The sequence below is a fragment of the Streptomyces sp. NP-1717 genome, from assembly GCF_022695985.1.
In the GTDB taxonomy this organism is placed as follows: domain Bacteria; phylum Actinomycetota; class Actinomycetes; order Streptomycetales; family Streptomycetaceae; genus Streptomyces.
The window spans coordinates 1-12,809 of record NZ_JAAPBF010000087.1 but is presented as its reverse complement, the minus strand read 5'-3'; the positions used below and the strand labels follow the sequence as shown (position 1 = coordinate 12,809).

Below are 12,809 nucleotides of genomic sequence, written 5' to 3'. Positions count from 1 at the left end.
AGGCTGACCTCGGAATTCGGTGTGGTGGTCACCGGTCGACGCCTCCCATCACGGGGTCGATGGACGCGACGGCGACGATGACGTCGGCGACCTGGCCGCCCTCACACATGGCCGCCATGGACTGGAGATTGGTGAAGGACGGGTCGCGGAAGTGGACCCGGTAGGGGCGGGTGCCCCCGTCGGAGACGACGTGCACGCCGAGCTCGCCCTTGGGCGACTCGACGGCGGCGTACGCCTGGCCGGGCGGCACCCGGAAGCCCTCCGTCACCAGCTTGAAGTGATGGATCAGAGCCTCCATGGACGTGCCCATGATGTTCTTGATGTGGTCGAGCGAGTTGCCGAGTCCGTCCGGGCCGAGCGCGAGCTGCGCGGGCCAGGCGATCTTCTTGTCGCCGACCATGACCGGGCCCGGCTCCAGGCGGTCCAGGCACTGTTCGACGATCCGCAGCGACTGGCGCATCTCTTCCAGCCGGATGAGGAAGCGCCCGTAGGCGTCGCAGGTCTCGGCGGTCGGGATGTCGAACTCGTACGTCTCGTAGCCGCAGTACGGGTCGGTCTTGCGCAGGTCGTGCGGCAGTCCGGCGGAGCGCAGGATCGGTCCGGTGGCGCCGAGCGCCATGCAGCCGGCCAGGTCGAGATAGCCGACGTCCTGCATACGGGCCTTGAAGATCGGGTTGCCGGTGGCGAGCTTGTCGTACTCCGGCAGGTTCTTGCGCAGGGTCTTCAGCAGCTCGCGCAGGTGGTCGACCGCGCCCGGGGGAAGGTCCTGGGCGAGGCCGCCGGGCCGGATGTACGCGTGGTTCATCCGCAGGCCGGTGATCAGCTCGTAGGCATCGAGAATCAGTTCACGATCGCGGAATCCGTAGATCATGATCGTGGTCGCGCCGAGTTCCATACCGCCGGTGGCGATGCAGACCAGGTGCGAGGAGAGCCGGTTCAGCTCCATCAGCAGGACGCGGATGATATTTGCCCGGTCCGGGATGTCGTCCTCGATGCCCAGCAGCGTCTCCACGGCCCGGCAGTACGCCGTCTCGTTGAAGAACGACGTCAGGTAGTCCATGCGCGTGACGAAGGTGGTGCCCTGGGTCCAGTTGCGGAATTCGAGGTTCTTCTCGATACCGGTGTGGAGATAGCCGATGCCGCAGCGGGCCTCGGTGACGGTCTCGCCCTCGATCTCCAGGATCAGCCGGAGCACACCGTGCGTCGACGGGTGCTGGGGACCCATGTTGACGATGATGCGCTCGTCGTCCGACTTGGCCGCGGTCTCGACGACCTCGTCCCAGTCACCGCCGGTGACGGTGTAGACGGTGCCCTCGGTGGTGGCACGGGGAGTTGCGTGGGGGGTGGTCATGAGTACGACCTCCGCTGGTCCGGAGCCGGGATCTGGGCGCCCTTGTACTCGACGGCGATGCCGCCGAGGGGATAGTCCTTGCGCTGCGGGAAGCCCTGCCAGTCGTCCGGCATCATGATCCGGGTGAGGGCGGGGTGGCCGTCGAAGATCAGGCCGAAGAAGTCGTACGTCTCACGCTCGTGCCAGTCGTTGGTCGGATAGACCTCGACGAGGGACGGCACATGCGGGTCGCTGTCCGGCGCGGACACCTCCAGGCGGATCAGCCGCCCGTGCGTCAGTGAGCGCAGGTGGTAGACGGCGTGCAGCTCACGGCCCTTGTCGCCCAGGAAGTGGACGCCGGAGACACCCGTGCAGAGCTCGAAGCGGAGCGCCGGGTCGTCGCGCAGGGTCCTGGCCACCTGGACCAGGTGCTCGCGGGCGATGTGGAAGGTGATCTCGCCCCGGTCGACGACCGTCTTCTCGATGGCGTTGGCCGGGAGCAGTCCCTGCTCCTCCAGCGCGCCTTCGAGTTCGTCGGCGATCTCGTCGAAGACACCGTCGCGGCCGCCGTACGGGCGGCTGGAGGCACCCGGCAGGCTGACGGTCCTGACGAGACCGCCGTAACCGCTGGTGTCGCCGCCGTTGTCGGCGCCGAACATGCCCTTGCGTACGCCGATGACCTCGGCGGACCGACCTCGCGCGGACGGAACGCTCGCGCCGGTCGGCTCGTCTTCCGGAGAACCCCCGGATCGCTGCTCGTCACTCACCGCAGCAGCCCCTTCATCTCGATCGTCGGCAGCGCCTTGAGCGCCGCTTCCTCCGCCTCGCGGGCGGCCTCCTCCGCGTTGACCCCGAGCTTGGAGCCCTGGATCTTCTCGTGGAGCTTGAGGATGGCGTCCATCAGCATTTCCGGACGCGGCGGGCAGCCCGGCAGGTAGATGTCGACCGGGACGACGTGGTCGACGCCCTGGACGATCGCGTAGTTGTTGAACATCCCGCCGGACGACGCGCAAACCCCCATGGAGATGACCCACTTGGGGTTCGGCATCTGGTCGTAGACCTGCCTCAGGACGGGTGCCATCTTCTGGCTCACCCGTCCTGCCACGATCATCAGGTCCGCCTGGCGCGGTGATCCGCGGAAGACCTCCATGCCGAACCGGGCCAGGTCGTACCGGCCGGCGCCCGTCGTCATCATCTCGATGGCGCAGCAGGCGAGGCCGAAGGTCGCCGGGAAGACGGACGACTTCCGCACCCAGCCCGCGGCCTGTTCGACGGTGGTCAGCAGAAAACCGCTCGGCAGCTTCTCTTCGAGTCCCATTGGTCGCCCCTCCGCGCCTTTAGTCCCATTCCAGACCGCCCCGCCGCCACACATACGCGTAGGCGACGAAGACGGTGAGCACGAAGAGCAACATCTCAACGAGCCCGAAAAGCCCCAGCGCGTCGAAGGTGACGGCCCAGGGGTAAAGGAAGACGATCTCGATGTCGAAAATGATGAAGAGCATCGCCGTCAGGTAGTACTTGATGGGAAAACGGCCACCTCCGGCCGGCGTGGGAGTGGGCTCGATGCCGCACTCGTACGCTTCGAGTTTTGCCCGGTTGTACCTTTTCGGGCCGATAAGCGTGGCCGCCACCACGGAGAAGATCGCAAACGCGGCACCGAGAGCGCCGAGCACGAGGATTGGCGCGTAGGCATTCACGCTCCTCGCTCCTTCCAGTCGTCCCTGACCGTTGGTCCTCAACCGAGCTTCTGTCGCCGCCGCTTCCGCGAAGATCACGCGTATGTGAGGCAGTTCACAAGCCGGACTGCCCCGCATCCTATGCCTCCCGGTCTGTGATCTGCGACACGGGGTGGTACAAGGAGTTTGTGATCTCCACCACCCGGCGATCGATCATGCGTCGGAGCGACGGTGGATCTTCCCACGGGAAGCGTCCGTACGGTCACTTGAGGTAACAATGCGGAGAGTCACCGCTGGTCGGAGACGTGCGGCCCTATCAAGGCATCGCGGAGAGCGGCAAATTGGAGCTGGACGCGCGCGAGGTGATAGGCGCGCGCCCCACCCGCCCGGGGGAGGTCCGGGGACCGAGGTGGACGGAGATGGACGGCCGCCGCCGGAGATGGTCGGCCGCCGGCGGAGATGGCCGGAAGTGGTCATAGTGCACACGTTCACGAGCGACGGGGACTCCCGGCGTTCACCATTCTGTGACCTGCACCACTCCACTCAACCTTCCCAAAAGCGGGGCTTGGCCATGAGGGCGGACGGGTGGTAGGTGACGGGCAATTAGGGCGATTCACCGAAAGCCCATGATCACGGCCATGATCACGAGTGACCGTTATGCCCGTTACGGCGTCAATAAAGGCCACTAGCAAGCGGATTGATCTGTTCCGAACGTAACTGTGGCGCAACACACGTTTCTTGAAGGGAACCCGAAAGCCCTGATAGCGATTGTTCTCATGTCCCACACCGCTCACATACCCAGCCACCGGAAGCCCCGCCGCGGCGCGTCGAAAACGGCGATCCGTTCCGGAGTTGCCGGTGGCGTCCTCAGCACCATCGCGCTGGCCGGTGCCGCCGCTCCGGCCAACGCCGAGCCGGTGACCGAGACCATCGAGATGCCCACGCTCACCTCCGCTCTCGCCGGCGGCTTCGCGCAGTCCGCGGACGCCACCCAGCAGGTCGCCGTCGACCTCGAACTCCAGGCGCAGGAGGACGCCGCGGCCACCAAGGCCGCGAAGACCGCCAAGAAGGCCAAGGCCGAGGCCGACCGCAAGGCCGAGGCGAAGGCCAAGGCCGAGAAGGCCGCACGCGCCGAGGCCGCCCAGGAGCGCGCCTCGCGCTCCACGGAGCGCACGACGCTCTCCGCCTCCGGCTCCGCCGCCCCGTCCTCGGACAGCGCCACACAGGCCACCGGCTCGGCCGCCGCCGTCCTGGCCTTCGCGCGCGCCCAGGTCGGCGACGCGTACGTCCTCGGCTCCACCGGCCCCGACTCGTGGGACTGCTCCAGTCTCGTGCAGGCCGCCTACCGCCAGATCGGCGTCGACCTGCCGCGCACCTCGCAGCCGCAGTCCACCGCTGGCACCCAGGTCTCCCTGGACAACCTCCAGCCCGGCGACATCCTTTACTGGGGCGGCGCGGGCAGCGCCTACCACGTGGGGATCTACTCCGGCGGCGGCAAGTTCATCGGCGCGCAGAACTCCGGTACCGGCGTGGTCGAGAAGACGCTGGACTGGGACCCGCCGACCGGCGCCGTCCGTCTCCTCTGACCGGCGGTCCACCGGCACAACCCCAAGGGCCGTCGCTCCCCCGCCCGGGAGCGACGGCCCTTCGCCGTGCCCCGGCGCACTCCCGAACGGGCCCGCCGGGCGGGCCTGTTCGAGAGTGGCCCGCTGCCCCGCAGGGCATCGGAAGGGATAAGGAACCTCTCCCCCCACACGCACCGCGCAGGAGGCACCACCGATGACCGTCAAGGGCGTCGACGTATCGTCGTACCAGAGCTCGTCGTTCTCCACGAAGGACCTCGACTTCGCCATCGTCAAAGCCACCGAAGGCACCTCGTACCTCAACCCCCGTATGAAGGCCCAGGCTTCGCACGCGCGGGACGCCGGGCTGGTGGTCGGCTTCTACCACTTCCTGCGGCCCGGCAGCATGAAGGACCAGGCGAAGTACTTCGTGGAGAAGGCCGCCGAGCGCGCGGGCGACCCGCTGTTCGCCGACTGGGAGGACGCGGACGTCTCGTGCGCCTCGAAGGACGCCTTCCTCGCGGAGGTCCAGCGGCTGCGGGGCGGGGACCACCGCGTCGGGCTGTACTGCAACCGCGACTTCTGGCTCAACCGCGACACCACGAGCGAGGCGGGCGATGCCCTGTGGATCGCGGACTACGTGACGGCGGGCAAGCCCCGCATAAAGGCCGCGTGGAAGTTCCACCAGTACACGGACACCCCGATCGACACGAACGTCGGCAGGTTCGCCGACGCCGCCGCCCTGCGGTCATGGGCCGAGGGCGGCGGCGGCAAGAGCCTCGGGGCGCTCGCCGACGAGGGCTTCCAGGTCAGCGGAACCGAGGACTGAGACCCGGGGCGGCCGGCTACGCCTTGGGCGCGACCTTGCTCAGACCGTTGATGACGCGGTCCATCGCGTCACCGCCCGACGGGTCGGTCAGATTCGCCAGCATCTTCAGCGCGAACTTCATCAGCAGCGGATGCGTGAGCCCCCGCTGCGTCGCGATCTTCATGACCTGCGGGTTGCCGATCAGCTTCACGAACGCGCGGCCCAGCGTGTAGTAGCCGCCGTAGGTGTCCTTGAGCACCTGCGGATAGCGGTGGAGGGCCGACTCGCGCTGCCCCGGCGTCTGGCGGGCCTGTGCCTGCACGATGACGTCCGCCGCGATCTGGCCGGACTCCATGGCGTACGCGATGCCCTCGCCGTTGAACGGGTTGACCAGCCCGCCCGCGTCACCGACCAGCAGCAGGCCCTTGGTGTAGTGCGGCTGCCGGTTGAAGGCCATCGGCAGCGCGGCGCCGCGGATCGGCATCGTCATGTTGTCGGGCGTGTAACCCCAGTCGGCCGGCATCGACGCGCACCACGCCTTGAGCACCTCGCGCCAGTCCAGCTCCTTGAAGGCGGACGACGAATTGAGGATGCCCAGGCCGACGTTGGACGTGCCGTCGCCCATGCCGAAGATCCAGCCGTAACCGGGCAGCAGCCGGTCCTGCGGCCCGCGCCGGTCCCACAGCTCCAGCCACGACTCCAGGTAGTCGTCGTCGTGCCGGGGCGAGGTGAAGTACGTACGGACGGCGACGCCCATCGGCCGGTCCTCGCGCCGGTGCAGCCCCATCGCGAGCGACAGCCGCGTGGAGTTGCCGTCGGCCGCCACGACGAGCGGGGCGTGGAAGGTGACGGGCGTCTTCTCCTCGCCCATCTTGGCGTTGACGCCGGTGATCCGGCCGGTGCGCGGATCGATGATCGGGGCACCGACGTTGCAGCGCTCGTGCAGCCGCGCCCCGGCCTTCTGCGCCTGCCGGGCCAACTGTTCGTCGAAGTCGTCACGCTTGCGTACGAGGCCGTAGTCCGGATAGCTGGCCAGATCGGGCCAGTCGAGCTGGAGCCGTACGCCACCGCCGATGATGCGCAGCCCCTTGTTGCGGAGCCAGCCGGCCTCTTCGGAGATGTCGATGCCCATCCCCACGAGCTGCTTGGTGGCGCGCGGGGTCAGTCCGTCGCCGCAGACCTTCTCGCGCGGGAAGGACGTCTTCTCCAGCAGCAGGACGTCCAGGCCCGACCTGGCCAGGTGGTACGCCGTGGTGGAGCCGGCCGGGCCGGCCCCGACGACGATCACATCTGCGGTGTGTTCGGAGAGGGGCTCGGTCACAGCGGGATCTCCCGAAGTCTCGTGGGGCCCGGCGGGCGGGTCCCTCTGGCGTACCGACGGCTGTGGACATGTTCGGCACTGGACAGGTGCAGTCTATGGGTGCCTGTTGATCGACGAGTTGAAGGGCTGCCCCGATGAACGACATCACCCGACCGGTCCCCGTCGTGCGGCTCCGCGTTCCCGCGGAACAGGACGCGCGCGCATGGCACCGGGTGTTCGACGATCCCGACATCATGGAGTTCCACGGCGGCCCGGCGCCGCTCGCCCAGTACGAGGAACTCACCGCCCGCCAGCGGGCGCACGCCGCCGAACTCGGCTTCTGCTTCTGGACGATGCTCGACGACGGCGACGAGGTCATCGGCTTCACCGGCGCGCAGCCCTGGCCCCACACCTCGTTCGGCCCGGTCGGCGAGATCGAGATCGGCTGGCGCCTCGGCCGCGCCCACTGGGGCAAGGGGTATGTGGCGGCCGCCGCGCACCTGACGCTGGAGCGGCTGCGGGCCGCGGGCGTCCCCACCGTCGTGGCGATGGTCGACGCCCGCAACGACCGCTCGGTCGCGGTGGCCCGGCGTCTGGGCATGGAGCTGGAGGAGACGTTCCTGATGCCGGTGGGCGGGCGGAAGGGCTACCGCTTCCGGCTCAGGCTGGACGGGTCTTGACCCCGCGGTGCAGTGCCACGATCCCGCCGGACAGATTGCGCCAGGCGACCTTCGACCAGCCGGCCTTCTGGAGCAGCCCGGCCAGCGCGGGCTGGTCGGGCCAGGCGCGGATGGACTCGGCGAGGTATACGTACGCGTCCGGGTTCGAGGACACGCCGCGCGCCACCGGCGGCAGCGCACGCATCAGGTACTCCGTGTAGACGGTCCGGAACGGCCCCCACGTCGGCTGGGAGAACTCACAGATGACGACCTGCCCGCCGGGCTTGGTGACCCGGTACAGCTCACGCAGCGCGCTGTCGGTGTCCTGCACGTTCCGCAGGCCGAAGGAGATCGTGACGGTGTCGAAGACGTCGTCCCGGAACGGCAGCCTGGTCGCGTCCCCCGCGGTCAGCGGCAGCCAGGGGTGGCGCTTCTTGCCCTCACGGAGCATGCCGAGCGAGAAGTCGCACGGCACGACGTAGGCGCCGGTGGCGGCGAAGGGCATGGAGGAGGTGGCCGTCCCCGCGGCGAGGTCGAGGACCTTCTGCGCGGGGCGGGCGTTCACCGCCCTGGCGACCTCCTTGCGCCAGAGCCGCGCCTGGCCGAGGGAGAGCACGTCGTTGGTGAGGTCGTAGTTCGCCGCCACGTCGTCGAACATCGAGGCGACTTCGTGCGGCTGCTTGTCCAGGGAGGCCCGGTTCACTGGCGTTCCGCCTCACTTCTCGGTTGCGGTGCGTCGGTCGCGGTACGTCTGTCGCGATGCGTCTGTCGCGGTACGGCAGCCATTCTCGCAGGCCACCCTCGCCGCCCGGCGCCTGCCTCACGCGCGCCGGTGGACGAGCCGCCCGTCGAGGACGGTGGCCACGCAGCGGACCGCGCCCGCCCGCGCCAGCGCGGCGTACGGGTCGCCGCCGGGCGGGACTTCGACGCCGAAGACGGCGAAGTCGGCCCGGCGGCCCTCGAACCCCAGCGGCGGCAGCACGAAGGCCGCCTCGACCGGTTGTCCGGCCAGGGGGTCCAGGCCGGGCGGGCCCGGCGGCCGGGCCGGCCGCTCCTCGACGCCGAGGCCCGAGCGCGCGACGGCGTCCGCCACCGTGGCCCGCCGCAGGCTCCCGGCGACCGCGACCGTCCCGTGCGCCAGCATCCGCCGCACCCCGCGCCGGGCGCTCGCGCCCCAGCGGGCGTCCGTCATCTCCAGTGCGGCGAGCGCGTCGCCGGTGAGCGGTTCGGTCCCCAGTTCGCCGGCCTCGCGCGGGTCGGGGTGGTACGCCTGCTCCAGCAGTTCGGGACCGTACGGATTGCACAGCCCCGGCGTCAGGACGCCCGGCCACGCTCTGACCCGTGCGGCGGGACGTGCGGCGGCCAGCTCCTCGTAACCGCCGACGGCCTCGATCGAGTCCCCCGCGACCAGCACCGCGCCGTCCGGCACGGGGGCGCGCCCCGCACCGGGCAGCAGCAGGTCCGCCCGGTGGATCGTCAGTGCCACCAGGTCAGTTGGCGTCGAGCAGCTTGAGCTCGGGGTGCGCCGTGCCGCCCGCGATCGCCGTGGAGGAGATGTGCGAGACGACGCGCTCGTCGACCGGGTCGAGTGCCGGGTCGTCGTGCACGACCAGGTGCTCGTACGTCGTGGCGCGCTGCGCCGGCACCCGGCCCGACTTGCGGATCAGATCGATGATCTCCAGCCGGTTGGAGCGGTGCTTCGCCCCCGCCGACGAGACCACGTTCTCCTCCAGCATGATCGAGCCGAGGTCGTCCGCGCCGTAGTGCAGGGAGAGTTGGCCGACCTCCTTGCCCGTGGTCAGCCAGGAGCCCTGGATGTGGGCGACGTTGTCGAGGAAGAGCCGGGCGATGGCGATCATCCGCAGGTACTCGAAGAGCGTCGCCTGCGTCTGCCCCTTCAGCTTGTTGTTCTCGGGCTGGTAGGTGTACGGGATGAACGCCCGGAAGCCGCCCGTCCGGTCCTGTACGTCACGGATCATCCGCAGGTGCTCGATGCGCTCGGCGTTCGTCTCCCCGGTGCCCATGAGCATCGTGGACGTCGACTCGACACCGAGACCGTGCGCGGTCTCCATAATCTCCAGCCACCGCTCGCCGGACTCCTTCAGCGGCGCGATCGCCTTGCGCGGCCGGGCCGGGAGGAGTTCGGCGCCGGCGCCGGCGAACGAGTCGAGGCCCGCCTCGTGGATCCGGCGGATCGCCTCCTCCACGGAGACGTCCGAGATGCGGGCCATGTGCTCGATCTCGGAGGCGCCGAGGGAGTGGATGACGAGCTGCGGGAACGCGGCCTTGATGGCGGCGAAGTGCTCCTCGTAGTACTCCACGCCGTAGTCGGGGTGGTGGCCGCCCTGGAACATGATCTGGGTGCCGCCGAGTTCGACGGTCTCCGCGCAGCGGCGCAGGATGTCGTCGAGGTCGCGGGTCCAGCCCTTGCCGGTGTCCTTGGGGGCCGCGTAGAAGGCGCAGAACTTGCACGCCGTCACGCAGACGTTCGTGTAGTTGATGTTCCGCTCGATGATGTACGTCGCGATGTGCTCCGTGCCGGCGTACCGGCGGCGGCGCGCGCCGTCGGCGGCGGCGCCGAGCGCGTGGAGGGGCGCCGAACGGTAGAGGTCGAGCGCCTCTTCGGGGGTGATCCGGCCACCCTCGGCAGCGCGGTCGAGGACAGACTGCTGGTCGGCCTTCTCGGTCACCGGGGCGTCACCTTTCGGCGGTGTATCAGTGGATCTACGGTCCGATCCAGCGTACGCCAGGGGTACGGGCGGACCGGCTGCCGGGCTCGCGGGACCCCCGGGGGCGCTACTGCTTCTTCAGCGTCCCGGTCGGGTTGCCCGCCGCCTCCTCCGCCGAGGTGAACCGCAGGTCCCCGTCGGCCGTGAGCGTGAACGTCAGCGCGGCGGCCTCCGTGTTCGTGCACATCCCCGCCCTGCCGGGCCGGTCGGGATCCGTGGACTCCTCGACCTTGATCTCCTTCGCGGTGGCGGACACGAGGGTGCCCACCCCGTGGCACTTCGCCTCCACGCCGAGGAGCGAGAGGAAGCTCGTCGAGCGCAGTACCTTCTCGCCCTTCCCGCCCGCCGTGATCTCGACCGTGTAGTCGCCGTGCGGCAGCCCGTTGTCCTCGTTCGTCGGTCCCTTCCAGGTGCCGACGAACGCCTTCGGTACGGCCGTGAGCGGGCCGGTGGCCCCGTCGCGCGTCGCCGAGGCGCTCGGGCCGGTGCCCGCAGGCCCCTGGTCGGCGGAGTCGGACTTCTTGTTGTCCGAGAACTGGTCGACGAGCAGCGTCCCGCCCAGCGTGACGGCGGCCAGCGCTCCCGCCACCGCGAGGACGACCGTGCAGCTCACCTTGCGGCGGCGCGGACCGGCCCGGCCGGCGGTGACCGACAGGGACATCCGGGGGTCCTGGGTGTCCTGGACGTCCTGGGGGCGGCCGCCGGGCGTACGGGGTCCCGGCGGGCCGCCCGGGTGCGCGGGCGCGTCCGGGTACGCCGACGCCCCGAACTCCCCGCGCGGGGGCGCCGATCCGCCGGCGGCCGGGATCCGGTCAGCGGCGGTGGGCGGATGTCCGGCGATCGGCACATGGCCGGCCGACTGCGGGGGCGTGTCCGGCGGCGGGGGCGTGGGCCAGTGCACCGCCGGTCCCGGAGCGCTCCGTACGGGCCGGGCCGTCTCCAGGTCCAGCAGCTGGACGGCCGCCCGGCTGACCTCCCGTACGAGCGGGTCCGGCAGCCAGCCCGCGTCCACCAGCGGGGCCGCCCCGCCGGGCGCGAGCCGCACGGCGACCTCGGCGGGCGCGGGGCGCGCGGCCGGGTCCTTGGCCAGGCAGTGGGCGACCAGCTCCTTCAACTCACCTTCCAGCGAGTCGAGTTCGGGCTCCCCATGGACCACCTTGTAGAGCAGCGCGGCGGACGAGTCGCCGGGGAAGGGGCTCACACCGGCCGTCGCGTACGCGAGTACCGCCCCGAGCGAGAACACGTCGGCCGCGCCGGTGACGCCCTTGCCGAGTATCTGCTCGGGCGACATGTAGCCGGGCGAGCCGACCGAGACGCCGGTGGAGGTGAGCGAGGCGGTGCCGTCGGTGGCGCGCGCGATGCCGAAGTCGATGAGCCGGGGGCCGTCGAGGGCCAGCAGGACGTTCGACGGTTTGACGTCACGGTGGACCAGACCCAGCTCGTGGACCGCGCCCAGCGCCTCGGCGAGCCCGGCTCCCAGCGCCCGTACCGTCCGCCCGGGCAGCGGGCCGTACGTGGCGACCGCCTGCGTGAGCGAGGGCCCGGCGACATAGCCGGTGGCGACCCACGGCGTCTGCGCCTCCGGGTCGGCGTCGAGCACCGGCGCCGTCCACGCGCCGCCGACCCGGCGGGCCGCCGCCACCTCGCGGCGGAAGCGGGCCCGGAACTCCTCGTCCAGCGCGAGGTGCGGATGGACGACCTTCACGGCGACCGTACGGCCGCCTTCGGACCTGGCCAGATAGACCCGGCCCATGCCACCGGCACCGAGTCTGCCGAGCAGCCGGTAGGCGCCGATGGTGCGGGGGCCGTCCGCGTCGAGCGGCTGCATCCCGTCCCCTCCCCGTTCTGTGTCCCCCCACCTTCTCAGGACGGGAGCAACTCGACCCGGGGGTCGGCGGGATAACCGGTCGTGGCCCCGGTGCGGCGGGCGAACTCCCGTACGCCCGCGAGCTGGTCGGGACCGAAGCGGAAGTCGAGCGTGGTGAAGTAGCGCTCCAGCAGCTCCGCGTCGAAGGTCTCCCAGCGGGCCGCCTGCTCGGCGACCTTGGTGACCTCCTCCAGCGACACGTCGCGGGAGGCGAGGAACGCCCGGTGCACCTCGCGCACGGTCTCCGGCTCACGGGCCAGGTAGTCCTTGCGCGCCGCCCACACGGCGAAGACGAACGGCAGACCCGTCCAGTCCTTCCACATCTGCCCGAGGTCGTGGACCTGGAGTCCGAGGCGGGGCGCGTCGTGCAGCGAGGCGCGCAGGGCCGCGTCGCCGATCAGTACGGCCGCGTCCGCCTCCTGCATCATCAGACCGAGGTCGGGCGGGCACGTGTAGTAGTCGGGCGTGACCTCGTACTTCTCCGCGAGCAGGAGCTGTGCGAGCCGTACGGCGGTGCGCGAGGTCGAGCCGAGGGCGACCCGCGCCCCGTCGAGTTCTTCGAGCGGCACCTGCGAAACGATCAGGCAGGACATGACGGGGCCGTCGCAGCCGACCGCGAGATCGGGGAATGCGACGAGGTCCTCGGCATTGCGCAGGAATTCGACCACGGTGACGGGACCGATATCGAGATCTCCGCGCACGAGGCGCTCGCTGAGCTTCTCCGGGGTGTCCTTCGTCAGCTCAAGATCGAAGAGGGCTCCTGTTCTGCCGAGACCCCAGTAAAGGGGAAGGCAGTTCAGGAACTGGATGTGGCCGACGCGCGGCCGGACGCGGGCGTGATCGCTCGGGCCCGGGTCGAGGATTGCTGTGCTTTCAGG

13 protein-coding genes are annotated in these 12,809 nt (G+C 70.2%); 3 read left to right on the top strand and 10 right to left on the bottom strand.

The window, feature by feature from the left end; all coding sequences use genetic code 11:
• Positions 1-28: 28 nt before the first annotated feature.
• From GXP76_RS18860 to GXP76_RS18845, 4 genes are read right to left on the bottom strand one after another with little or no spacing between them, the layout of a single operon-like run.
• Positions 29-1,351, bottom strand: coding sequence for an NADH-quinone oxidoreductase subunit D (locus GXP76_RS18860; protein ID WP_242572718.1), 1,323 nt, complete (start codon positions 1,349-1,351; stop codon positions 29-31).
• Positions 1,348-2,097: an NADH-quinone oxidoreductase subunit C gene (locus tag GXP76_RS18855; protein ID WP_242572717.1), complete on the bottom strand. Its 750-nt coding sequence runs from the start codon at positions 2,095-2,097 to the stop codon at positions 1,348-1,350. The genes GXP76_RS18860 and GXP76_RS18855 overlap by 4 nt, the downstream gene beginning before the upstream one ends.
• On the bottom strand, positions 2,094-2,648 hold the full coding sequence (locus GXP76_RS18850) for an NADH-quinone oxidoreductase subunit B family protein (RefSeq protein ID WP_078075626.1): 555 nt from the start codon (positions 2,646-2,648) through the stop codon (positions 2,094-2,096). The genes GXP76_RS18855 and GXP76_RS18850 overlap by 4 nt, the downstream gene beginning before the upstream one ends.
• Before the next feature lie 19 nt (positions 2,649-2,667).
• Entirely contained in the window at positions 2,668-3,027 is a 360-nt protein-coding gene (locus tag GXP76_RS18845; protein WP_078075627.1) for an NADH-quinone oxidoreductase subunit A, read from the bottom strand.
• Positions 3,028-3,782: 755 nt separating this feature from the next.
• Between GXP76_RS18845 and GXP76_RS18840 the strand changes: the two genes are divergently transcribed.
• Together GXP76_RS18840 and GXP76_RS18835 are read left to right on the top strand one after the other, a co-directional pair.
• Entirely contained in the window at positions 3,783-4,592 is an 810-nt protein-coding gene (locus GXP76_RS18840; protein ID WP_242572716.1) for a C40 family peptidase, read from the top strand.
• 193 nt (positions 4,593-4,785) lie between these two features.
• Positions 4,786-5,397, top strand: a complete 612-nt coding sequence (locus GXP76_RS18835) for a glycoside hydrolase family 25 protein (RefSeq protein WP_242572715.1) — start codon at positions 4,786-4,788, stop codon at positions 5,395-5,397.
• 16 nt (positions 5,398-5,413) lie between these two features.
• On the opposite strand, the gene GXP76_RS18830 is transcribed toward GXP76_RS18835, so the two are convergent.
• Entirely contained in the window at positions 5,414-6,697 is a 1,284-nt protein-coding gene (locus GXP76_RS18830; protein ID WP_242572714.1) for a geranylgeranyl reductase family protein, read from the bottom strand.
• A gap of 134 nt (positions 6,698-6,831) precedes the next feature.
• On the opposite strand from GXP76_RS18830, the gene GXP76_RS18825 reads away from it, so the two are divergent.
• Positions 6,832-7,356, top strand: coding sequence for a GNAT family N-acetyltransferase (locus GXP76_RS18825; protein ID WP_242572713.1), 525 nt, complete (start codon positions 6,832-6,834; stop codon positions 7,354-7,356).
• On the opposite strand, the gene GXP76_RS18820 is transcribed toward GXP76_RS18825, so the two are convergent.
• The 5 genes from GXP76_RS18820 to GXP76_RS18800 form a co-directional block, all read right to left on the bottom strand.
• Positions 7,337-8,038 carry a demethylmenaquinone methyltransferase gene (locus GXP76_RS18820; protein ID WP_242572712.1) on the bottom strand — a complete coding sequence of 234 codons (702 nt, stop codon included), beginning with the start codon at positions 8,036-8,038 and terminating at the stop codon, positions 7,337-7,339. The genes GXP76_RS18825 and GXP76_RS18820 overlap by 20 nt on opposite strands.
• Positions 8,039-8,155: 117 nt before the next feature.
• On the bottom strand, positions 8,156-8,821 hold the full coding sequence (locus GXP76_RS18815) for a hypothetical protein (RefSeq protein WP_242572711.1): 666 nt from the start codon (positions 8,819-8,821) through the stop codon (positions 8,156-8,158).
• A gap of 4 nt (positions 8,822-8,825) precedes the next feature.
• Positions 8,826-10,025 carry a cyclic dehypoxanthinyl futalosine synthase gene (gene mqnC, locus GXP76_RS18810; RefSeq protein WP_242572710.1) on the bottom strand — a complete coding sequence of 400 codons (1,200 nt, stop codon included), beginning with the start codon at positions 10,023-10,025 and terminating at the stop codon, positions 8,826-8,828.
• 106 nt (positions 10,026-10,131) lie between these two features.
• The gene (locus GXP76_RS18805; RefSeq protein WP_242572709.1) at positions 10,132-11,892 is read right to left on the bottom strand and encodes a serine/threonine-protein kinase; all 1,761 of its coding nucleotides are present in this window, start codon (positions 11,890-11,892) and stop codon (positions 10,132-10,134) included.
• Positions 11,893-11,927: 35 nt separating this feature from the next.
• A complete protein-coding gene (locus GXP76_RS18800; protein WP_242572727.1) occupies positions 11,928-12,794 on the bottom strand; it encodes a menaquinone biosynthetic enzyme MqnA/MqnD family protein in 867 nt (288 codons plus the stop codon).
• Between the last annotated feature and the right edge of the window lie 15 nt (positions 12,795-12,809).

Coding starts and splice junctions, on each gene's coding strand:
- GXP76_RS18825 (WP_242572713.1), top strand. CDS start 6,832: ATGAACGACATCACCCGACCGGTCCCCGTCGTGCGGCTCCGCGTTCCC.
- GXP76_RS18835 (WP_242572715.1), top strand. CDS start 4,786: ATGACCGTCAAGGGCGTCGACGTATCGTCGTACCAGAGCTCGTCGTTC.
- GXP76_RS18805 (WP_242572709.1), bottom strand. CDS start 11,892: ATGCAGCCGCTCGACGCGGACGGCCCCCGCACCATCGGCGCCTACCGG.
- GXP76_RS18860 (WP_242572718.1), bottom strand. CDS start 1,351: ATGACCACCCCCCACGCAACTCCCCGTGCCACCACCGAGGGCACCGTC.
- GXP76_RS18850 (WP_078075626.1), bottom strand. CDS start 2,648: ATGGGACTCGAAGAGAAGCTGCCGAGCGGTTTTCTGCTGACCACCGTC.
- GXP76_RS18840 (WP_242572716.1), top strand. CDS start 3,783: ATGTCCCACACCGCTCACATACCCAGCCACCGGAAGCCCCGCCGCGGC.